Consider the following 21,292-nt stretch of genomic DNA (forward strand, 5'->3'; position numbering starts at 1 on the left):
GAACTAATAATAAATGAATATTACCGTTCCTTAAGTTTTCGAAATTTGTTGTATCACATATTAAAATGATTTTTTTAGCGTAAATTCATCGAAGAATACGTTATATTTAATGCCATTGCTTTATCAGCAACCATTTTATTAATGGCTTTATAATAAAATAAATACGAAGCAGTCCCGAATAAGGCTGCTAACAAATAGGATAATTTTGTAAGGCATAACTTTCATTCAACTCTTTTTCACTAGCTTCCAAAAAAAACGATTGTACTCCTATCCATTAGCATATAAACATCACTATCGTCGTCACAAGGGATAAAACCGTTATGTCTGATTGCTCCAATTAAGATTCCTACGAAAAGCTGGTACTAGATTTTATATTTTTCACACAATTGATTAAACTATAATAGAATTTCTACCTGAATGTTTTGTGCCTCTTTAATGCCGACACTTAATCCGAGAATGTGAGTTCATTTTTTTTGCAAATGAAAGATAAGATGATTTTTCCCATTTTTTTCGATTTACAAATCATTCTTCATTTAAGATTGGATAAGGTATAATAGGATTGAATGATTTTTAGGAGGGATTTTTTGAAAAAAGATACATCTTTTTATTGGACACTATTTTTATCTACTTTTACATTAAGTGCTTTTACTTTTGGCGGTGGGTACGTAATCGTTCCACTGATGCAAAAACGTTTTGTAGCTGAATTAAAGTGGATTGATGAAGAAGAAATGCTTGATTTGGTAGCCATTGCTCAATCTTCTCCCGGCCCAATTGCCGTTAACGCTTCTATTATTATAGGGTACCGAATGGCTGGCATTCGAGGGGCACTTTTATCTGTAATCGGTACTTCTTTACCACCTTTAATCATTATTACAATCGTTTCCTATTTTTACTTAGCTTTTCGTGATAATCCTATTGTAAATGCTGTCTTATTTGGTATGCAGGCTGGCGTCGCCGCTGTTATCGTAAATGTGGTTATAAATATGGTTAAAGATATAACAAAAAACAAACTAATTTTGCCTATTGTCGTCATGATCTTATCGTTCATTGCAGCAGCATTTACTTCAATCAATATTGTCGTCATTTTGTTTATTTGTGGAGCTATAGGGGCTTACACGACCCATAAAGAGACACAAAAAACTAAAGGAGGACTAAAATAAATGATTTATTTGCAATTATTTTGGAGCTTCTTCCAAGTCGGTGCTTTAAGCTTTGGGGGCGGTTATGCCGCATTGCCATTGATTCAAGAACAAGTAATTGAGCAACACAATTGGTTGACAAGTACCGAGTATATTGATGTATTAACTATTTCACAAATGACTCCTGGACCGATTGCTTTGAACGCTTCAACTTTTGTTGGTACAAAAGTTGCTGGAATTCCTGGCTCCCTCGTTGCTACTCTAGGTTGTATCACACCTTCTGTTATCATTGTTTTGTTGTTAGCAGTTCTTTATTACAAATACAAAGGTCTCTCTTTAGTACAAGGAGTCATCAAAGGGTTGCGCCCAGCTGTAGTCGCTTTAATTGCTTCTGCTGGATTGTCAATTTTATTAACGGCTTTGTTTAATAAAGATACTCTTCCAATTCAATGGGCTGAATTAGATTTAATTTCTTTAGTTCTATTTATGATAGGTTTAGTTTTGTTACGAAAAACCAAAATTGGTCCTATCTATGTCATGTTAGCAGCTGGTCTGGCTAGATTAATCATTTATGGTTTAACGACTCTTTAGATCAAATTGTTTTCCAGAAAGCAGGTGTCTATATGTTTGAATTGGAATATAGCGAAATTTTTCTTCGCTTGATAATGTCTGTTGTGTTTGGAAGTACTATTGGATATGAACGTGAAATAAAAGGCCATGATGCTGGTTTACGAACACATATATTGGTCTGTGTGGGTGCATGTATTATTACTTTAGTTCAGTTGCAAGTAACTTACAGCACGGTTGAAATGGCATTAAGTGAATCAGATTTAACGCAAGTTTTAAATACAGATATGACACGGATGCCAGCTCAAATCATTAGTGGTATTGGATTTTTAGGCGCTGGTACGATTATCGTAACGAAAAAAAGTGTGACAGGATTAACCACGGCTGCTTCTATTTGGACTGTTGCTGGTTTAGGTATAGCGGTAGGAATGGGAAGCTATTTTCTAGCTTTAATCGGATGTTTGATTATCTTACTCGTTTTACGTGTCATAAAAAAAGTATTTCGTGTTCAAAGTTCGAAAAGAATTGAAATTTATTATACAAACCGTGAAGAAACTAAAAAGTTTTTGACCCGTTACTTTGCCAATATGAGCATTAATGTCCTTGGTTTAGATTACAGCGTAGATACAAATAACGTAGAAAAAAATAGTTACATCAACCTTTATACACTTAGTTTGCCAGACACTATTTCCATTTCTTCAGTAGTAGAAGATCTTTCTGAATTTGAACATATTCGTCGAATTCATACATTAAGAGAAAATTAATTGTAAAATTTTCAAAAAAAGAACAAAAGTGAAAACTCACTTTTGTTCTTTTTTTACGCTATAAAATTGACGGTGTCTCTCTAGTGTTTATTCAAAAACAACTGGTTAATCACTACTAAACCAATTCCTACTAAAGAAAGTATGGCTCCTAGAACTAAAAATGGCGGTTGATACGTAAAGGTAACTTCTGAATTTCCAGCTGCTAGCGGAAGTCCAATGAAGCCTTCATTAACTATAAGCGTTTCAACCTTCTCTCCATTCACTGTTGCTTTCCACCCCTTAGTATAAGGAATCGTTGTGGATAAAATAGACGGTTCACTCATTGTAATTGAGCCGTTAACTTTTTTATTATTAAAAGTATCAATGTTTAATTGATTGTCTCTTTTTTCCGCAACTCTAGCTGAATACTCTTCATCTAATGGAACAATAAAGACTGTAATATCTTTCAAAGCATATTTTCCTGCTTTAGAAAATTGAAGGGTGAGTGTATCATCTGTGCTGTCTTCATCTTGGTATCCCATATTAAACAACATTTTTGATCGCTTAATGTAAGAGCTAAAACTTAGCACATCGGATTGGCGGATGGATTTTTTCCGTTCGCCTAATGCTACTCTAGCCGTAAAACTTGTTGGCGTTCCAGTAAGTGGATCACTCACGCTTGGTGTGAAATCCAATCCTTCCAAGTATACGTAGACTTCAGCATTTCTTAGAATAGTGGGGTCCTCTAATAACAACTCAACTTCTCCATTCTCTTCTTTTACCGTTATCCCGTCTTTTTCGACGCTAACGTTGCTTTGATTCTTTGGACTTATTTGGACTTCTTTACTTTCAACATTTAACGGTTGGGCAAATACGGTTAAGTCCACTGGATCCACTTCTTTTTCATCTATAACAACACCATAAGATAAGAATTGTTCTTTTTCAATAGGATTCATCTTTTCAAATGATTCATACGTTAAATAAGTGGCATTAGCATAAGCAAATGGGAAATAATTTTGAGTTTCAGCTACACTAAAAGTTGAACTTTTATCGGATAGTTCTTCCACTACTTCATATCCATATGGAAGATAGGCTTCATTTTTTTTCTCTGTCAGAATGTAACGGATACCTAAAAAATTATTGGCAATTTGACGGTCGTCGAAGCCATTTCTTAAAGGTTGGATCAGTTGAAATTGACTTGTTTCTAATTGTCGGGCAAAATTTGAAATATATCCATTTGATACCGATAAATAAGAATTCAGTCCCATTTTTTCTAAGATGATCAGTTGGTTTTTCACATGGTTATCTTTACTTGTCACTCCGATTCGAGAAATATCATCATCTTTTGGCAGTTCCTGCTCAAGCCCATCAAAAGTTGATAAATACTCTTCATCTATTGTTCCATAGTCAACGGATAACTCGATTGAATTTTGTCCCCAGGGATAATAGTAATCCATTGCATTGTAGCCTAAATTCACCATAATGAGGACCAGCAAAGAAGCAGAATAAAGCCATTTAGAGCGGATTGTCAGCGTCCTTTTGTCCTGTTGTGTATTTTCTACGACTACTATCAGCCACATCATGCCTGCAAAGATCAATGGAGTGATAAAAGCTGTTCTAAATTCGGTAAACTGAACCATTACAACAATTGCTCCACTGTAAATTAGGAGCATCCAGCCCATAGCTGTATACTCGTTTTTCTTTAATTTGAACCGATTATTGTAAAGCATAGCAGCTCCTAAAGAACTAAACAAAGGGATGGCAAACGTCCATCGATTGTATGGACCTGCAAAGCCGTTCATAATAGAACCAAATACTGGCAATACTAACATTACTGCAAACAAACCTAGACTAGCTGAAATAAAGCCGAATTTTTTTCGTTTTATCCAAAGCATAGGAAGCAATAATAATGCAAAAGAAGAGAATCCAAATACCGTCCATAGGTACCGTTCAGAAATAAATAAATTTAGAATCAAAGACCAATAGTACTTAACAGGGTAAACAAGCAGTCCACTGGCAAACTTTCCAGGTTCTCTTGAAGACTGTAGGAATCCCCCTACAATCGGGACAAATAAAGCACATGAGAGCAATAACCCAATCAAATAAGAATAAACGGCTTTCCAAACATAATTCAGTAAATGTTTGATGGGTTTCTTTCCATAAAGATGAAAATACCGTATAACAGCATAAATAAAAATCAGTACACTCAACATATAAAAGAAATAGAAATTGCTGCACGCACTGAGAAATATGATTGCAATAAAGAATGTGTTTGATTCATTGTGCAGAATCTTTTCGATCCCAATGCACAATAACGGGAAAAATAGCATCGGCATGAGGAAAAATGGATGCCTCGTGACATTTAAAACAACATAAAAAGCAAAGGTATACATCACTGTACCGACTAAAGCACCCGAGCTGCCGACTTGCATCCTGCGACAATAAAATAAAAAGGCAACTCCTATAGCGTAAACACGTAGCAATACCAACACATGGTAAGCAAGTTCAGTCATACTTGCGGGAAACAGCAACCCAAGATAAACAAACGGATCCCCGACCACATAATACCCATAAGCACTTAGTACATCTGCTCCCATACCGTTTGTCCAGTCCCAAAAGGGGAAACCAGCTGCTGGGTCTGCAAAATAATCTTTGATTATAGTCAGGTAATCTTTAAAAATTAAATAGTGCTGTGAAAATCCATCACCTTCCCAGATAAATGATTTTTGCAACACTACAAAGTAACTATAAATACCAATAATCATAATTAAAAATAATCCAGTAAAGAGAGCAAAAGTTTGTTTAGTGATTTTTTTTTCTTCAAATAAATTTCTGCCAAGGTTTTTTAGCACTTACTTCACTTCCCTTGTTTGAAAATAAAAAATTTACTAAAGACATAGTTCAAAGCAACAACAATGAATTGTGTAATGATTTTTGCCAAATTAGCATCTATATCTAGTCCATCAACCAGAAGCCACATGCTTCCCATATCAAATACAGCCGATAATAAACGAAAAGACACAAATAAACTAAATTCTTTCAGCCATAATTGAAAAGTTGGTGTTTCTGATTTAAACACATATTTTTTATTGGTAAAAAAGGCAAATAAAATTGAAACAATAATGGCAATGGCATTTGCAACTAAGTAATGCGCTCCAAAAATAGAATCAAATAAATAAAATACAACAATATTAACCGCGGTCGTTAGGCCGCCAAAAATTAAATAACCAATTACTTCTTTGTATTTGCTGATGAGTTTTTTTATCTTAGTCATTTCTACCGTCCATCTCTTTCTTTAATTCTTTTGTTTCATCGGAATCTGTTTTACCTTTTTCACTTTCATTTTCTGAATACTCTTGGATAAAGTAAACTGGCCGTTCCTTCGTTTCAACAAAAACGCGCCCTAAATATTCACCAATGATTCCAAGTGAAATGAGTTGAATACCACCTAAAAATAAAATACCCGCAATTAAGGATGGGTATCCCGCTACTGTTGTTCCAAATAAAGCCGTTTTTATAATTTCAATAGCTAAGTAGATAAAGGCAAATATTGAGATGATGCAGCCAATAATTGACCAGATTCTTAAAGGAATCGTACTATAAGAAGTTATTCCGTTCAATGCTAAATTCATTAAAGCCGAAATTTTCCATTTTGTTTCTCCAGCCGCTCTAGCTTCTGCTATATACGAAATTTCTTTCTTTTTAAATCCTATCCAGCCATACATTCCTTTGGTATATCGCTCATGTTCTCTCAGTTGTCTTAAAGCTTCAACACATTTTTTATCCAATAATCTAAAGTCTCCAGCTTGAGGATAAACTTTTACTTTAGCTACTTTTTGCAACACGCGGTAGTACATATTAGACGTCCATTTTTTTAACCATTTTTCTCCTTGCCGTTCTTTTCGAACAGCGTAGACGTCATCATAACCTTCTTCCCACCAATGGATCATTTCAGCGAATGTTTCTGGCGGTTGCTGTAAATCAGCATCTATAATGATTAGCGCGTCTCCATTAGCATAATCAAATCCTGCTAACATGGCTGTTTCTTTGCCAAAATTGCGTGACAAATCAACATATTGTACGCGTGGGTCTTTTTGCTTGAACGCTTTTATTTGTTCAAGTGTTCGGTCTTTACTGCCGTCGTTCACAAATAGAAATTCAAATGTATATTGAGATAACTCTCCACAAACCGCATCTAATTTTTTGTACATTTTGTCAATAACTGCCTCTTCATTATAAGCAGGAATCAATATTGTAATAGTTTTCATTCAATCTAACCTTTCATTACCATCCTTCGAACTTTGTCAGGCTTATGTTCGTTTCCTATCCAGTATATCTTACAAGAAAATAGACGTCTAATTTTGACACTTTAAATGAGAATATTCTCTTAAATCGCTATACGTATGCGGTTTCATTTCATAAAGATAGAAAAAAACGGAGTAGAAAGCCTGCTCCGAATAAAAAGTATTCTTTTTTTTAAGCTCTTTAACCTTCTCCTTTTTCGAATGAAGGGTATAAAGACATACCTCCATCAACAAATAGCGTAATACCAGTTACGTAGCTCGACTCATCAGAAGCTAACCAAGCTGCTGCAGCTGCAACTTCTTCTGGTTTTCCGATGTAATCTAGTGGGATCATTTTTAACGTCGCTGCTTTTTGTTTTTCATCTTCAAATTTTTCAGCATTGATAGGTGTATTGATTGCTCCAGGAGCAATGCTATTGACGCGTATTCCTTTATGAGCATATTCTAGGGCAATTGTTTCATTGAATCCTTTCACTCCGGCTTTACTAGCTGAGTAGTGGGCAAATGTTGGCCATGGAATACGTTCATGTACTGAAGACAGATTAATGATATTTCCTTTTTTATCGTGCTCTAAGAAATGATTCAAGGCTGCTTTAGATCCTAGAAAAACACCGGTCAAGTTCACATCAATTACTTTATTCCAGTCTTCTAAAGTTAACTCGTGTGTTGGAACTTGATTCTCCATACCCGCATTATTAATCCATAAATCTAACTCACCAAAATTAGAAATCGCCGCATCTAGCAAAGTTTGTATGCCTTCTTCACTGCTTACATCTGCTTGCACTGCAACAGCTTCTCCACCAATTTTTTTCAATTCTGCTACCGTTTCTTCGGCACCCTCTTTATCGCTGTGGTAATTGATTACAACTTTCATTTTTTCTTCAGATAATCGTCTAGCAATCGCATTTCCGATTCCTTTTGAGCCGCCTGTAACGACTGCAACTTTTCCTTTTAAATCGTTGTACATCTAACTCCTCCTATTATTTTCATTTAATAAAAGCTACATTAAGTATAGCTCACCAAAAATACAGCGTCTATTTTCGACACTCAGCCTCACCATTAACCTGATTTAATCGTTCAGCTTATTATTCGCTTTTAAACAAAACAAGAGTAAAATGTAAACTAAAGAGGATTCATGTACACCATTAATTACAGGAAGTAGGGATTAAATTGAAACTTATTTTTGTGCGACACGGATTGAGTGAATGGAACAAGTTAAATCAATTTACCGGATGGATGGATGCTGATTTAAGTGAGCAAGGGTACGAAGAAGCTCGCAAAGCCGGACAAAAAATCAAAAAAGCAGGAATTGAATTTGATTTTGCTTTCACATCGGTCTTAAAAAGAGCCATTAAGACTTGCCACATCTTATTAGAAGAATCAGATCAATTGTGGGTTCCAGAAGTAAAATCATGGCGCTTGAATGAACGCCATTATGGAGCTTTGCAAGGGTTAAATAAACAGGCTACTGTTGAAAAATTTGGCCCGGAACAAGTTCAAATTTGGCGCCGTTCTTATGATACTTTACCGCCATTATTGAAACCAGATGATCCTAATTCCGCTTTAAATGATCGTCGTTATGCGAATCTTCAAAAAAGAACCATTCCAATGGGTGAAAGTTTAAAAGTCACTTTAGAACGTGTGATTCCTTTTTGGGAAGATCACATTGCACCAGCCATTCTAGATAACAAAACGGTACTCATTGCTGCTCATGGAAACTCCATTCGAGCTTTAATCAAGTATTTAGAAGAAATACCAGATGATGAAATCACGGCATTAGAAATTCCAACAGGTCAACCACTCGTTTATGAACTGAATGAAGAATTGGCTGTAACTAAAAAATATTATTTAGACTAGGGTGTGTTTTAAAACTAGTTTATCTCGAGAAAAATAGCTGCGGTAGGCCGAATCAAAATCGTTATCTGTTTGAGTAGACGTAATAAGTCCTCATTCGACTCACTCAAAGTCGTTTTTCATTTGAGTAGACGCAGCGAGTCTTTATTCGATTAACTCAAAACCAATTTCTATTTGAGTATGCACAATAAGTCTTTATTCGACCAACTTGAAGTCAGTTTCTATTTGAGCAGACTCAATGAATCTTAGTAGTTTTCAAACACGTCCTAATCAAAAAGTCATCCCTTACGAAAAGAGATGACTTTTTTGCTTTTTTCTATCTAGTTTTTTTGAGCAACACTTGCTCTGCATTTTTCTACTTCAGCTAACGCTTTTTCTAAATGATTCTTATGCCATTTGGTTCCTGTAGCTAGTTTATTTATTTTTAAAGGCAGAATTTGTTCACCGGCTGTAAAGGTTACCTTGTGTAGCAGCATATTTTTTCCTACTTCCACCGAATCTAATTCTTCAAACGGGATGATAAGCGGTTCTTTCTTGTAATCCATTTTACCTGTTACTTTATGAACGGGCAATAAAATAACTTTATCTTGCTCCATACATAACACAAAGTAAGACCCTTTTAACAACTGAGCATAAGCTCCAAATACCAATAAGGAACCTGTAGAAGGCATGATTTGTGCCCATACAGCTGTACTCTCTGTCATTGGATTCAATAAACTATTGGCATCTAAGTACGCTATTATCTCTTTTTCTGATAACATTAATCCCATCTTGTTCCCTCCCTTTTATCATTTAACAGACTACTTTAAAAATCTATTAAATCCTTTTCGATTTTAAAAATGCGTTCAACAAACTAGCCCACCAAACTAATCTGTCTTTGAGATATAACTAAATTCAGTATAACATTCCGTATTATCGATCACTATTTTTAACTATCGGTACTAGATGAGTCTATCCTCACACTCATATGGGATGAAAAAAAGGCTGTTTGATATTTTCTGCTTATTAAAGTGCAGTCTTCTACACTAAAGAAGTCCGGCATGTTAAAATCATACTAACTAAACTTTTCAGGGGGATGAGTAACATGTTAGAAAAAACGCTTGTATTAATTAAACCAGATGCTGTTGAACGAAATTTAATCGGAAATATTTTAGTAGAATATGAAAGAAATGGTCTGAAGGTCCTAGATATGAAATTAATCCATGCCACTACAGCATTGGCAGAGCAACATTATGCAGAACATAAAGGAAAACCTTTTTTTAACCGCCTAGTTTCTTATCTTACAAGAAGTCCATTAGTTGCTCTTATTTTGGAAGGCGAAAATGTTATCAGCCGCGTTCGAACTTTAAATGGAACAACAGATCCTGAAACCTCCCAAGACAATACGATTCGTGCGTTGTACGCTCTTAGTATGTCTGAAAATGCTGTACACGCTTCTGACTCGAAAGAAAGTTCAGTTCGAGAACGTGCCATTTGGTTTAGCTAAAAGCTGTTCTCACTAAAAGAATCTTTTTTAGTGTGGAACAATTGGGGCTGTGAGAACAAACTAAATTTCTTCCGGAATGAATCCTTTACAGGACTACAAGCAATCTTTATTCCTTCAGCATTTCATGGCATAAGGAGTCCCTAATCATTCTGAGCAAACCTTGGTTTTTCATCATTATTTAGTTTGCCAAATTATTAAAAAATAACTCATTTATTTAACTCCTCTTTATTGTATACTTAAGAAAAGCTCTACTATGGGAGGAAAAAAATGAAAAAGACTTTTTTATTTTTGATGAGTTCTCTGTTTTTAAGTGCTTGCACAACAACCAGTACCTTACATACATTTTCAATTGATGCCCGAACAAAAGATGTTGCTCTGGAAAACTTAGTGATTGTATCCAATGGTGCTGAATTATACATTCAGCCAACCTATCAACTATTTGCTATTGAACATACAAATAGCGACCCTGTTGATTTAGTTAAACAAGCTAGCTTTGGTCTATATGATGAAGAAGATACTCTTTTTTACTCAGTCAATATGGGCTCAAATCAAGCAGGCGTTCTTGACACACGCACTAATCCATTAGAAGGTGATTTAGTTGGTTTTACTGTACCTTCTAAAAATATAGAAACTGGAAAAAATATTAGTATTGAATTTACATATGAGAAAAACAATCAAGAAATTACAAAAAAAGTAGAGGTCGCTCTTCAAGAAAGCAAATAATACGACATTTATAGCCTAAAGAACAGGGAAATTACTGTTCTTTAGGCTATAATTCTTCGCTATTAAAAAATAAAATGGTGTATAAAATTAGCTTTGTTTATAAAAATCTATTCCATCTCTACCCTAACCAAACCATCTTTTTTCAATTCATACACTTGATCGCAGACTTCTTTTAAAAACATCCGATCATGGGAAATAGTAATGATGGAACCACCAAAGTTTTTGAATAGTTTCCGCAGTTCTGGTTGAGAGAGCGGCGAAAAATTACGTGTCGGTTCATCTAAAAGCAATACATTCTGTCCTGATAAATCGATTTTCAATAATAACAACTTGGCTTGCTGTCCTCCTGATAGTGACTGGATTGGATGATGCATTTCATCTGTCGTAAAACGCATGCTTCCTAAATAAGTCATCACTTGAGTGCGTTCTTCACTGTCTCCAGTTTTACTCAGAAATTCAACCGGTGTTTCACCCATCAGCAAATACTCAGCATAATTTTGCGGCATGTATCCAGCTGCAATATCTGTACGCTGACTTAGTTCTGTCCATAATTGCTTCAGCAGTGTGCTTTTACCTACCCCGTTTTGCCCGATGATTCCTATCTTTTGAGGAGACTTCACTAGCAGATTCAGTGAGTGTGCTAAAACTTTATCTCCTAGCTTCACACTCTTATCTTCCAAATGAAGAATGGTTTTGTTTGTAGGAAGAGATTTGGTATTTGAAAATTTTACTAAAATAGCATCTGCTCTTAATGGAATCTCTTCAAAGTTTTCCTTTTCGCGTTCAAATCTTTTACCCATTGATTTTACTGCATGCATTTTCTTTTTTAATAACCTTGCTCCAGACGGATCCTGTCTTGAAATGGCTCCTTGTGCATGATGGACACTGCTTTCAACTTGTCGGTACTTGTCCATTTGTTTTTGGTGTTCTTCTCGTTGCTTGTTGGCAACTTGAGATTGGTGTTCATAGCGTGCTTCTTTTTGTTCAATGTATTCTTTATAAGATAACTTGGACACAGTCGCGACGGGTACTGTCTTATGCCTTAATAGCTCAATCTGAATGACTTTGGTCGCTGTCGCAGCAAGCAGAGATTCGTCATGCGAGATAAAAATAATCGTTAGTGGTGTAGCTTTTATAAAGTGCTCTAACCATTTGACTGTATCAAGATCCAAGTCATTAGAAGGCTCATCAAGCAATAGCAAATCAGGATCTGTTGAGAGTGCTTTTAGTAGCTGAACTTTGATTTTTTCGCCACCAGATAAACTGCCTAATGTTTGCGAACTGGTTAACCGATCAGCATCAAATCCAAGTTGTCCCACTAATTGATAGAGCATTTGGTAGTCGATGTCCATAGCATCAGCTTGACTGAAAAAGTACTGATCAACAGTATACTCCATATATTCTTGCGGTAAGGATTGCGGCAAATAAACGGTGCGACTGAACTGGTTAATCAATTCCCCTTCTGCTTGAATATAAGATTCAATACTTTTATCTTCAAGAATCCATTTTAATAAGGTTGACTTACCATTTCCTTCTTCACCGATAATGGCTACTTTTTCTCCAGGATTGACTGTAAAACTCAAGTCCTTGATGATTTCTTTTAAATCCATTAAGTGGTGCAAGGTCAAATTTCTCACTTGTAACATGCTGATTCCTCCTATCTAATAAATAAAAATGACCGCCAACAAGTTTCTGCAGACGGTCAGTCAGTTTCAATTAAACAGATAGAATCCTAGCGTACCTATAGATGGCAACTCTATTCCCGATTCAAAAAGTTGTTTAAATGATGTATCTAAAAAAACCGTTGCAAAGAAACCCACCCTATTGGCAGAAAAAGTTTCTTCTTCAATTACGATTTGTTTTAGATAGTGTACATTTAAGCACAACCTTTCGATTTGTTAGGTGTATTATAGCAAGTATAGGTATTTTGTACAATAATTATATCGCTTTAAATAAGTATATGTACTGAAGTTGCTTCTAATGATATCATCTTATATACAATAATATTATTCTTTAAGAAATACTAGTTTCTTAGAGATTTTTTTGTGAAAAATTGTACTTATAGCCTTCCACCTTAAAGAACTTTTGAAGTTATCATAATGAACTGTTTTTTATTAAAAGATAAATGGTAGTGATTTGAAATCTGTTCAATAGATTTCAAAGTTTCCTTATTAATAGATTTCATAAAACTCTCAATTTCTTCAATTAAAACTGGAGTGCATTTGTCTAAATATTTCAATTGAAATTTTGTTAATTTAGATCTATTTCCCTCATACTTACTCCAGTCACCCAATGAATTTGGTTGATATCCTAGTTCAACATACCAAAAAGCAACTAGAATATTTTTTAATATCACGGTACATGATTCACAGTAGTTGTACTCCTTACGTTCTTTTCGACGATATAATTCATGGTAAAAGGCAAAATACTTTGATAGTAATTCATCAAATTCGTTTTGTGTAATGCGATAGACTAATTCTTTAGCTTTATTTTTTAATTCGTTTAAAAATCCTTCTTTATCAAAGATAATAAATATGTTTTGCAACCAAATATTGGGCATTAAATCTGATTTATAATACACAAAAATATCTAACTTAATAAAGTTGTTAAAATGAATGACAGCATAAGAAGTTGTTCTTGTTTCTATAAACATTATTTCACTAAGATCATCCAAAAAGAGTTGAATAAATTCTTTTTTCAAATATGAATCATTAAGCAAAATTCTCAAATCGATATCTGAAAAAGGGTCTTCACTTTTTGCAGCTATCGATCCTCCAAGAAATATACCCTCTATTCCTGAAAAACTCGAGACTTTTTCTATCAATACGTTTAAAAGATCGTGTCTATTTTTCGCAAGCTCTCCTTCATTCATGACCTAACCTCACTTAACTTTTTTATAAGAATTATAGTATATCAACTGTAAGTTGTGAACATTCCATTCCTTCATATACTATTTCGTCTAACTCGTATGTATCCAGCAAAAGGATTCTGGTTATTCTCATAACTTTCCAGCTTTTTCTCTTTTTGTTTACTATCAAAAAGAAAAAACTTTTCATCGTCATTAATATTTAAGACATTCAAAATATTATCAAAAATATTATGTATATCTTTTTTTAGCGTACCTAGTTTTACCAAATCATTAATAGTTTGAATCGTTTCTTTGATACTCCGAGAGATTTGTTATGAATACGACCGTTTTTTATTTATACTAATATTATAAAACTATTTAAAGCAACAGACTAGCCAAATAATTTTAACAACAACTATATTTAAATACTGTTATATTCAGTTTGTGGTTGAATGTTAAAATTCTTATATAAATATTTCTTTAGATATATAGTTAAAAGTTAAAACTAATGGATTTTATAAAATTGGAGGAAATACTTTGGTGAATAAATTTGATGAGTTCCTAAAAATAACTACTTTGTTAAATGAAGCAAATATAACACCTCTGCTTATGGGGTCTTTAGGACTTGAGTATTTGACCCAGAAAAATTGGGATGCACGAGATGTAGATATACACGTTCCTGGTGATCCTAGAGGATGGGAAGCTCCAGATAATTTCCGTATTTACAATTGGACTATTATTTGTACTATCATAAAAAAATTAGGCTATCAGCTGATTGATCTCCATGAACATGAATTTAGTAATGGAGTGTTTAGTGTTGAGTTTGGCGTACTAGATACTTTACCAAAATCAACAGGTATACCTCTTGATAAGTTAGAACTAAAGAACGAGCATCAAGTAAATTTTTTCTTACCTTCAGAAGAACAATACTTAAAAATATATACATCTTCTTTTCAAGATAATTATAGAGCTGAAAAAAATAATTATAAAGATCTCAATAAAATTCAATATTTAAGATCAATTGTATATTGATAGGTCTATTAGAATGAGATTCACACATATCTTTATGATTTATAAGTATTATGCATAAAGAAAAATGGATGACTTAAAAAAAATTATCTATCCATACAAACAAGTAAAAAAAGCTGGGAAACATTGTTAAACAATGTTTCCCAGCTTTTTGCTTTTTATTCCCACTCAATAGTTGATGGTGGCTTGCTCGTAATGTCATACACGATACGGTTAACGTGTTTCACTTCATTTACGATACGGACAGAGATTTTTTGCAAGATATCCCATGGGATGCGGGCAAAGTCACTTGTCATACCATCAATAGAAGTAACAGCACGGATTCCGATAGTGTAGTCATACGTACGTCCATCTCCCATAACTCCGACGCTGCGGAATCCAGGAAGAACGGTGAAGTATTGCCAGATGTCACGGTCAAGACCTGCAGCAGCAATTTCTTCTCTTAAGATGTAGTCACTATCGCGAACGATTTCTAGTTTTTCTTCAGTAATTTCACCGATTACACGAATTCCTAAACCAGGACCTGGGAATGGTTGGCGCCAAACAAGACTTTCAGGCATTCCTAATTGAATTCCTAATTCACGAACTTCATCTTTAAATAACGTATTCAAAGGTTCAATCAGTTTGAATTGCATATTTTCAGGAAGTCCACCTACATTATGATGTGATTTAATTGTTTGAGCAGTATCTGTTCCACTTTCAATCACGTCAGTGTACAGCGTTCCTTGTGCTAAGAAATTAACGCCGTCAAGTTTGGTTGCTTCATCATCAAAAACATAGACAAATTCGTTTCCGATAATTTTACGTTTTGTTTCTGGATCGCTCACACCAGCTAATTTAGCCATAAAACGTTCTTTCGCATCTACACGAATGATATTCAAGCCAAATTTACCAACTAAACTTTCCATTACTTGTTCGCTCTCGCCTTTACGCAATAGACCGTGGTCAACAAAGATACATGTCAATTGATCGCCGATTGCTTTTTGTAAAAGCACACCAACCACACTTGAGTCTACTCCGCCTGATAAACCTAGCAATACTTTCTTATCGCCAACTGTTTCGCGAATAATTGCAATTTCAGATTCGATGAAATCAGCAATACTCCAATTTCCTTCACATTCACAGATATCGAAAGTGAAGTTTTTTAACATGTCGTTTCCATGTTCTGAATGACGTACTTCAGGGTGAAATTGAACAGCATGGAAATTCTTTTTGGGGTTAAACATTGAAGCAATTGGACAATGTGGACTAGTTGCTGAAACAACAAAACCTTCTGGAACTTGAGTAACCAAATCTCCATGGCTCATCCAAACTGTTTCATTCTCAGCTAATGAATTAAATAAAGGAGCTTTTTGATCATTGATCGCAATGCTTGCTTTACCGTATTCTCTATTCTCACTACCTTCAACTTTTCCGCCTAAAGCAGTGGTCATTAGTTGCATACCGTAACAAATACCTAAGATAGGAATACCCATATTAAAAATTTCAGGATCAACTGAAAAAGATCCTTCATCATAAACACTCATAGGACCACCTGAGAAGATGATTCCTTTAGCATTCATTCCTCTTAGTTCTTCAGCAGTCACCTTATGTGACAACAACTCAGAATAAACACCAAATTCGCGGATACGTCGTGTAATGAGTTGGTTATATTGACTTCCAAAATCTAGTACTATCATTTTTTCAACGCTTGTTAAATCTGTAACCATTACCACACAGTCCACCCCAATTTATTATTTTTATATCTATTTTCACCTATATTTTTTCATTTTACCGGCTATTTCACTATTGGTCAACCGCGTAGTGAATGAATGCCTTTTCTACTCTAATACTTTTTTAATAAAATTTGGTCGATGTAATGATTTTCAGTTTTATGGATAATCAACTCTGCTCGATTTTTAGTAGGCAAAATGAACTCTTTTAAATTTTCTAAATTCACTGTTTTCCAAACTCCACGAGCCATTTCAAATGCCTCTTCTCGGTCTCCTTCAGCATAAGAAGAATAATAGTTTCCTGGTTGTTTGAATGCGGTACCTAATAATAGACCGAATCGTTGCAAATACCACTTTTCAATTAGTTCAGCATCGGCATCTACGAAAATGGAAAAATCAAAAAAATCACTGATGTAGATTTGCTGATTTGCAGGCAGTTGCAGTACATTAATGCCCTCGACAATTAAAATATCGGGCTGTTCTAGAACATGCTCTTCACCTTCGATGATGTCATAATATTCATGAGAATACACTGGAGAAACAACTGATGTTTTGCCATTTTTTACATCTCCCAAAAAAGAGATGAGTCGGTTCATATCGTAACTTTCTGGAAATCCTTTACGGTTCATAATGTCTTTTTCCAAAAGTATCTTATTAGGATACAAAAAACCGTCTGTTGTAATTAACTCAACTGATTTTTCTTTATACACTCTTGATAACATAGTCTGTAATAACCTTGCTGTGGTGCTTTTCCCAACAGCCACACTACCCGCAATTCCAATAATGTAAGGTTTATGAATAATATCTTTTTTTAAGAACTTATTTTTTCCATCTTGTAGCTGTTCGTAATTTTTTAAATAGGTATCTAATATATGGACTATTGGTATGTAAACATCTTCAACATCGGTAATAGAAATTTGGTCATTTAAGCCTTTTAACTCTTCTAATTCTATTGAAGACAATGATGTAATACTATCCGTATTGAATTTTTTCCATTCTTCACGTTCAATGATATGAAATGTGGCAGACTCTTTCATGTGTTTTCAAGACCCCCGTGTTCCTAGACTACCGAATTATTGTACCAAATATCGCTATCTTTTTATAGTTTTTCTTCTTTCATTAGTGAATAAACGCCTACCTTAAAAGAAACTTAACTAGCCATCTATCTTATCTATAGTGTAAAATATAGTCTGGTATAAATTTATTTTTTTTTAATCAACTGTAACAACTAAAAATGCACAAAGGAGAACGTTATGAAAAAGGGTAAACAAGAAAAAATTGAAATTTGGGGAGACGTAGTTGAATTAAGAGACTTAATCATTGCGATCCTTTTATCCAGCGGTTCTACTATGGGAGCTTATTTTTTAGCACCTAGCGACGACAAGACAAAACAACTCTTTTTTGGTTTGGCTGGTGCAGTTATTGGATTTATTCTTTCGACAGTTTTTACTAAGCCTAAAAGAATCATTACGATAGATAACGAAAAAGAGAACAATTAAGAACAAGTATTGGAGAGAACAAAAATATGGAATTGTTAGTGTTGGTTCAAATGGTCATAGCTGCTCTTGCAGCAATTGTTTTATATACTTTTATTGGTTTCATCCCTGGTACCGATGAAACATCGGTTTTAATGCCGGTTACGTTAGCTATTATTCTGGCTGGAACAGAGCCTGTTGTTGTCTTAACTTTTTTTATCGCAGCCATTGTTACGTTAAATCTTACGAATTCAATGCCTACTGCTTTAGTTGGGCTTCCCGGAGGTGTTCTTTCTAGCCCTATGATTGAACATGCGTTATACTTGAAAAATCGTGGCATGTCCGAGATCACCATTAAAAAAATGGCCGCTGGAGCCTTGATAGGAACCTTAATATCCGTTCCGATTGCTTTATTATTAGCAGAGTTATTAACGCCTTTTGCTGAAATTATTCAACCTTATTCGTCTCTTTTATTTGTAATTGGAGCTATTTTCCTTTCTTTAATAGGAAAGAATAAAATTTTATCTCTAGTGAGCATTCTTCCTTTGGCTATGCTTTTCCAAGGTTTTCGTCATTTATATTGGGGCATTGGCGTTGTACCGAAAGACGTCAATATTACAACATCCTTCTTTTTAGGCATTACGATTGGTCCTTTAATCATTTCGATTCTGTCACTGCTAAATAAAACGAGTCGCGAAAAAATGTTGACCGATGACTTTAAAAGAATTGCGTTACCAAAAAAGACGACTACTCATCAAACAATTAATCCTTTTAAACTATTGTCTAAAAGCGAACTTAAAGCCGCATCTTTTTCAGCTTTGATTTCAAATTTTCTTTTTGTCTTAAGTCCAGTGGGGCTAATTATTTTATTTGGCGAATTTGTTTCAAATAAAAAAAAGGATCCCGTTGAAAAAGCTTCTACAGCTATTATTACAATGAGTGCTTTAGCCCAATCGACTTATCTTTCTGGAATAATTATTCCGTTGATTGCATTGGGTATCCCTTTGTCACCAACAGCAATTGGTCCTGGAAGTCCTTTGTTCAACGCCCCACCCGTTTTTACCGTTGATCATAACTTGCACCATATATTGAGTAGAAGTGATTTTACGTTTGCCATCTTGATTGGATCAATTCTAGCTGCACTTATCAGTTATTTTGTAATCAATCGCTATGCTGGAACAATTTCACAATTTGTTTTACAAAAAATTCCTCATGAAGCTATTTTAGGATTATTCATTTCTTTCATTTTACTGTTAGCTTATATGGATGCTGGGTTAATTAATATTTTCGGCGTTCTTTTGATTGGTATTACAAGCGGAACATTGAATAAGATGGGCATGAATTATGGCGTCCAGTTTATGACACTATATGCAGCCCCATGGTTAGTTGAAAAAATTGCTCAATTCTAATTTGCTACACGTTAATTCAATCAATTTATTATGAAATAAAGGAGTTACAACATGATTAATATTAATCAATCTGCAACAGGAACAGCTAATGGAAAGATTATTTTAATGGGAGAACACTCTGTGGTTTATGGAGAACCTGCCATTGCTATCCCTTTTCCTGCAACACGCGTTGAAGTGGCCGTTACATCTGTTGAAGGTCCGGTTCAACTAGATTGTGTTTATTACCAAGGAAACTTATCTGCAGCACCTAAGCAGTTAGCAAACCTGATAGCCGTTGTCGAGTCAACCCTTAATGAACTAAATCAAGACTTAAAAAATTTCAAATTGACTATCGATAGTACGGTTCCGGTTGAACGTGGTATGGGTTCAAGTGCCGCAGTAGCTATTGCGATGGTTCGTGCTTTATTCGCTTATTTTTCGACAAACCTAACGAATGATGTTCTATTAGCGTTAGCAAATGTCTCTGAAACAATTGCTCATGGAAATCCAAGCGGTTTAGATGCGGCTATGACGAGTGGCAAACAGCCACTCTATTATATAAAAGGAGAGCCTTTTGTCCCCTTTCCATTATCAATGTCTGCCTATTTAATTGTGGCAGATACGGGTTTAAAAGGTCAAACAAGAGATGCAGTTGCAAGCATTGCTCAATTAAATCAAGAAAACCCAAAACTAACGATGGATGCCATTCATCAATTGGGTGCTCTAGCCAAACAGGCTAAACTTGCAATTGAAGCCAATATTCCTGTAACATTAGGTCTGGTTATGGATTCAGCTCATGAAAAACTTTCTTTTTTAGGTGTAAGCAATGACACACTGAATCATCTAGTGAAAACTGCTCGAACAAATGGAGCACTCGGAGCGAAACTAACTGGCGGCGGTCGCGGAGGCTGCATGATTGCTTTAGCAGCTGATAAAGATACAGCTACACGTATTTCAGCTGCTTTATTAGCTGCCGGCGCTGTAAATACATGGACACACCCATTAGGAGATGACTAAATTGAGCGACACGAGAAAAGTACGCGCGTATACAAATATTGCGTTAATTAAATATTGGGGAAAGAGAGACGATAAACTTATCTTACCCACCAGCAGTAGCCTATCCCTTACTTTAGATGCTTTTTACACTGAAACAGCTGTATCATTTGATGAATCGTTAGAAAAAGATACTTTTTACTTAGATGACAACCTTCAAGATGAAGCTGCTACTCTAAAAGTTAGCCGTTTTTTAAATTTATTTAGAGAACAAGCAGATTTAAAAGCACCGGCACTTATTAAAAGCACTAACTATGTTCCAACAGCTGCTGGGTTAGCTTCTTCCGCTTCTGGAATGGCTGCTTTAGCTGGAGCCGCTAATTTAGCGTCCGGTTTAAATTTAACACCTCAAGAACTTTCTATTTTTGCAAGACAAGGTTCTGGATCAGCTTCTCGTAGTGTTTATGGCGGATTTGTAGAATGGCAAAAAGGGACCTCTTCAGTGGATTCTTATGCTGTCAAAGTAGATAACGCTGATTGGGATATCGGTATGGTTGTGGTCGTCGTGAATAAAAATCAAAAAGAACTTTCTAGTCGTGAAGGTATGAAACAAACTGTTGCAACATCCCCTTTTTATGCAGGATGGATTGAAAGTACCGCTGTTGACCTTGTGAATATAAAAAAAGCCATTGGTCAACGTGACTTTGAACAAGTCGGAGAAATCACAGAAAGCAATGGCATGAAAATGCACGGAACCATGTTAGGCGCTAATCCTCCAATTTCTTATTGGGAACCAGATAGTGTTTTAGCAATGCAATTAGTAAGAAAATTGCGCAAACAAGGTATTCCTTGTTACTTTACAATGGATGCTGGTCCAAATGTTAAAGTCCTTTGCCGTCTTTCTGATAGTAAAGAAATCAAAACAGCCTTTTTAAATTACTTTAGTGAAGAGCAACTCATTGTTTCTGGTCCCGGAAGTGACTTAAAAGAAATTACTTTCTAACACATTTTAAAACAAGGTTTTATTACTT

At 35.0% G+C, this 21,292-nt stretch carries 20 protein-coding genes and 1 pseudogene; 11 read left to right on the forward strand and 10 right to left on the reverse strand.

Going from position 1 to position 21,292, the window contains the following annotated elements; translation table 11 throughout:
• Positions 1–239: 239 nt before the first annotated feature.
• Positions 240–350: pseudogene (locus CAT7_RS12695) on the reverse strand (LicD family protein); the annotation flags it as partial.
• Positions 351–584: 234 nt separating this feature from the next.
• On the opposite strand from CAT7_RS12695, the gene CAT7_RS07310 reads away from it, so the two are divergent.
• Genes CAT7_RS07310 through CAT7_RS07320 form a run of 3 tightly spaced genes read left to right on the forward strand, consistent with a single transcriptional unit; the run spans position 585 to position 2,470 of the window.
• Positions 585–1,160 carry a chromate transporter gene (locus CAT7_RS07310; RefSeq protein ID WP_007723907.1) on the forward strand — a complete coding sequence of 192 codons (576 nt, stop codon included), beginning with the start codon at positions 585–587 and terminating at the stop codon, positions 1,158–1,160.
• The gene (locus CAT7_RS07315) at positions 1,161–1,730 is read left to right on the forward strand and encodes a chromate transporter (protein WP_007723909.1); all 570 of its coding nucleotides are present in this window, start codon (positions 1,161–1,163) and stop codon (positions 1,728–1,730) included.
• A 32-nt stretch (positions 1,731–1,762) separates the two neighbouring features.
• The gene (locus CAT7_RS07320; RefSeq protein WP_007723911.1) at positions 1,763–2,470 is read left to right on the forward strand and encodes an MgtC/SapB family protein; all 708 of its coding nucleotides are present in this window, start codon (positions 1,763–1,765) and stop codon (positions 2,468–2,470) included.
• A gap of 80 nt (positions 2,471–2,550) precedes the next feature.
• Here the strand turns inward: CAT7_RS07320 and CAT7_RS07325 are convergent, their stop codons facing one another.
• The 4 genes from CAT7_RS07325 to CAT7_RS07340 all read right to left on the reverse strand — a co-directional run bounded on the left by CAT7_RS07325 (position 2,551) and on the right by CAT7_RS07340 (position 7,720).
• Positions 2,551–5,301: a YfhO family protein gene (locus CAT7_RS07325; RefSeq protein ID WP_007723915.1), complete on the reverse strand. Its 2,751-nt coding sequence runs from the start codon at positions 5,299–5,301 to the stop codon at positions 2,551–2,553.
• Positions 5,302–5,306: 5 nt separating this feature from the next.
• Positions 5,307–5,714 (reverse strand): GtrA family protein, encoded by a 408-nt coding sequence (locus tag CAT7_RS07330; RefSeq protein ID WP_198008049.1) that lies wholly within the window; start codon positions 5,712–5,714, stop codon positions 5,307–5,309.
• A gap of 1 nt (position 5,715) precedes the next feature.
• The gene (locus CAT7_RS07335) at positions 5,716–6,717 is read right to left on the reverse strand and encodes a glycosyltransferase family 2 protein (protein ID WP_007723922.1); all 1,002 of its coding nucleotides are present in this window, start codon (positions 6,715–6,717) and stop codon (positions 5,716–5,718) included.
• A 217-nt stretch (positions 6,718–6,934) separates the two neighbouring features.
• Positions 6,935–7,720, reverse strand: a complete 786-nt coding sequence (locus tag CAT7_RS07340) for a glucose-1-dehydrogenase (RefSeq protein ID WP_007723924.1) — start codon at positions 7,718–7,720, stop codon at positions 6,935–6,937.
• A gap of 203 nt (positions 7,721–7,923) precedes the next feature.
• Between CAT7_RS07340 and gpmA the strand changes: the two genes are divergently transcribed.
• On the forward strand, positions 7,924–8,610 hold the full coding sequence (gene gpmA / locus CAT7_RS07345) for a 2,3-diphosphoglycerate-dependent phosphoglycerate mutase (protein ID WP_007723929.1): 687 nt from the start codon (positions 7,924–7,926) through the stop codon (positions 8,608–8,610).
• 317 nt (positions 8,611–8,927) lie between these two features.
• Here gpmA and CAT7_RS07350 read toward each other — a convergent pair whose 3' ends face one another.
• On the reverse strand, positions 8,928–9,377 hold the full coding sequence (locus CAT7_RS07350) for a hypothetical protein (protein WP_007723933.1): 450 nt from the start codon (positions 9,375–9,377) through the stop codon (positions 8,928–8,930).
• 314 nt (positions 9,378–9,691) lie between these two features.
• Here CAT7_RS07350 and ndk point away from each other — a divergent pair, with 314 nt between their 5' ends.
• Positions 9,692–10,093, forward strand: a complete 402-nt coding sequence (gene ndk, locus CAT7_RS07355; protein WP_007723936.1) for a nucleoside-diphosphate kinase — start codon at positions 9,692–9,694, stop codon at positions 10,091–10,093.
• 267 nt (positions 10,094–10,360) lie between these two features.
• On the forward strand, positions 10,361–10,816 hold the full coding sequence (locus CAT7_RS07360; protein WP_007723938.1) for a hypothetical protein: 456 nt from the start codon (positions 10,361–10,363) through the stop codon (positions 10,814–10,816).
• Positions 10,817–10,923: 107 nt separating this feature from the next.
• Here the strand turns inward: CAT7_RS07360 and CAT7_RS07365 are convergent, their stop codons facing one another.
• Positions 10,924–12,462 carry an ATP-binding cassette domain-containing protein gene (locus CAT7_RS07365; protein WP_007723940.1) on the reverse strand — a complete coding sequence of 513 codons (1,539 nt, stop codon included), beginning with the start codon at positions 12,460–12,462 and terminating at the stop codon, positions 10,924–10,926.
• A gap of 428 nt (positions 12,463–12,890) precedes the next feature.
• The gene (locus tag CAT7_RS07370) at positions 12,891–13,688 is read right to left on the reverse strand and encodes a nucleotidyltransferase domain-containing protein (RefSeq protein ID WP_007723941.1); all 798 of its coding nucleotides are present in this window, start codon (positions 13,686–13,688) and stop codon (positions 12,891–12,893) included.
• Between the two features lie 513 nt (positions 13,689–14,201).
• Here CAT7_RS07370 and CAT7_RS07380 point away from each other — a divergent pair.
• On the forward strand, positions 14,202–14,696 hold the full coding sequence (locus tag CAT7_RS07380; protein WP_035019510.1) for a hypothetical protein: 495 nt from the start codon (positions 14,202–14,204) through the stop codon (positions 14,694–14,696).
• Between the two features lie 155 nt (positions 14,697–14,851).
• Here the strand turns inward: CAT7_RS07380 and guaA are convergent, their stop codons facing one another.
• Together guaA and coaA are read right to left on the reverse strand one after the other, a co-directional pair.
• Entirely contained in the window at positions 14,852–16,402 is a 1,551-nt protein-coding gene (gene guaA, locus CAT7_RS07385) for a glutamine-hydrolyzing GMP synthase (RefSeq protein ID WP_007723943.1), read from the reverse strand.
• A 116-nt stretch (positions 16,403–16,518) separates the two neighbouring features.
• The gene (gene coaA, locus CAT7_RS07390; RefSeq protein ID WP_007723944.1) at positions 16,519–17,442 is read right to left on the reverse strand and encodes a type I pantothenate kinase; all 924 of its coding nucleotides are present in this window, start codon (positions 17,440–17,442) and stop codon (positions 16,519–16,521) included.
• A 216-nt stretch (positions 17,443–17,658) separates the two neighbouring features.
• Between coaA and CAT7_RS07395 the strand changes: the two genes are divergently transcribed.
• The 4 genes from CAT7_RS07395 to mvaD are packed head-to-tail and all read left to right on the forward strand — an operon-like array spanning position 17,659 to position 21,264.
• A complete protein-coding gene (locus CAT7_RS07395; protein WP_007723945.1) occupies positions 17,659–17,904 on the forward strand; it encodes a hypothetical protein in 246 nt (81 codons plus the stop codon).
• A 26-nt stretch (positions 17,905–17,930) separates the two neighbouring features.
• Positions 17,931–19,289 (forward strand): tripartite tricarboxylate transporter permease, encoded by a 1,359-nt coding sequence (locus CAT7_RS07400; protein ID WP_007723947.1) that lies wholly within the window; start codon positions 17,931–17,933, stop codon positions 19,287–19,289.
• A 51-nt stretch (positions 19,290–19,340) separates the two neighbouring features.
• Positions 19,341–20,285: a mevalonate kinase gene (gene mvk, locus CAT7_RS07405; RefSeq protein ID WP_007723949.1), complete on the forward strand. Its 945-nt coding sequence runs from the start codon at positions 19,341–19,343 to the stop codon at positions 20,283–20,285.
• Positions 20,278–21,264 (forward strand): diphosphomevalonate decarboxylase, encoded by a 987-nt coding sequence (mvaD, locus tag CAT7_RS07410; protein ID WP_029277856.1) that lies wholly within the window; start codon positions 20,278–20,280, stop codon positions 21,262–21,264. Before mvk ends, mvaD begins: the two co-directional genes overlap by 8 nt.
• Positions 21,265–21,292: the final 28 nt, after the last annotated feature.

This window comes from Carnobacterium sp. AT7 (genome assembly GCF_000171855.1).
In the GTDB taxonomy this organism is placed as follows: domain Bacteria; phylum Bacillota; class Bacilli; order Lactobacillales; family Carnobacteriaceae; genus Carnobacterium_B; species Carnobacterium_B jeotgali.

Excerpts from the sequence above, each read along its gene's own strand:
- CAT7_RS07315 (WP_007723909.1), top strand. The coding sequence starts at position 1,161 with ATGATTTATTTGCAATTATTTTGGAGCTTCTTCCAAGTCGGTGCTTTA.
- CAT7_RS07320 (WP_007723911.1), top strand. The coding sequence starts at position 1,763 with ATGTTTGAATTGGAATATAGCGAAATTTTTCTTCGCTTGATAATGTCT.
- CAT7_RS07335 (WP_007723922.1), bottom strand. The coding sequence starts at position 6,717 with ATGAAAACTATTACAATATTGATTCCTGCTTATAATGAAGAGGCAGTT.
- CAT7_RS07340 (WP_007723924.1), bottom strand. The coding sequence starts at position 7,720 with ATGTACAACGATTTAAAAGGAAAAGTTGCAGTCGTTACAGGCGGCTCA.
- CAT7_RS07350 (WP_007723933.1), bottom strand. The coding sequence starts at position 9,377 with ATGGGATTAATGTTATCAGAAAAAGAGATAATAGCGTACTTAGATGCC.
- ndk (WP_007723936.1), top strand. The coding sequence starts at position 9,692 with ATGTTAGAAAAAACGCTTGTATTAATTAAACCAGATGCTGTTGAACGA.
- CAT7_RS07360 (WP_007723938.1), top strand. The coding sequence starts at position 10,361 with ATGAAAAAGACTTTTTTATTTTTGATGAGTTCTCTGTTTTTAAGTGCT.
- CAT7_RS07365 (WP_007723940.1), bottom strand. The coding sequence starts at position 12,462 with ATGTTACAAGTGAGAAATTTGACCTTGCACCACTTAATGGATTTAAAA.
- CAT7_RS07370 (WP_007723941.1), bottom strand. The coding sequence starts at position 13,688 with ATGAATGAAGGAGAGCTTGCGAAAAATAGACACGATCTTTTAAACGTA.
- guaA (WP_007723943.1), bottom strand. The coding sequence starts at position 16,402 with ATGGTTACAGATTTAACAAGCGTTGAAAAAATGATAGTACTAGATTTT.
- coaA (WP_007723944.1), bottom strand. The coding sequence starts at position 17,442 with ATGAAAGAGTCTGCCACATTTCATATCATTGAACGTGAAGAATGGAAA.
- CAT7_RS07395 (WP_007723945.1), top strand. The coding sequence starts at position 17,659 with ATGAAAAAGGGTAAACAAGAAAAAATTGAAATTTGGGGAGACGTAGTT.
- CAT7_RS07400 (WP_007723947.1), top strand. The coding sequence starts at position 17,931 with ATGGAATTGTTAGTGTTGGTTCAAATGGTCATAGCTGCTCTTGCAGCA.
- mvk (WP_007723949.1), top strand. The coding sequence starts at position 19,341 with ATGATTAATATTAATCAATCTGCAACAGGAACAGCTAATGGAAAGATT.
- mvaD (WP_029277856.1), top strand. The coding sequence starts at position 20,278 with ATGACTAAATTGAGCGACACGAGAAAAGTACGCGCGTATACAAATATT.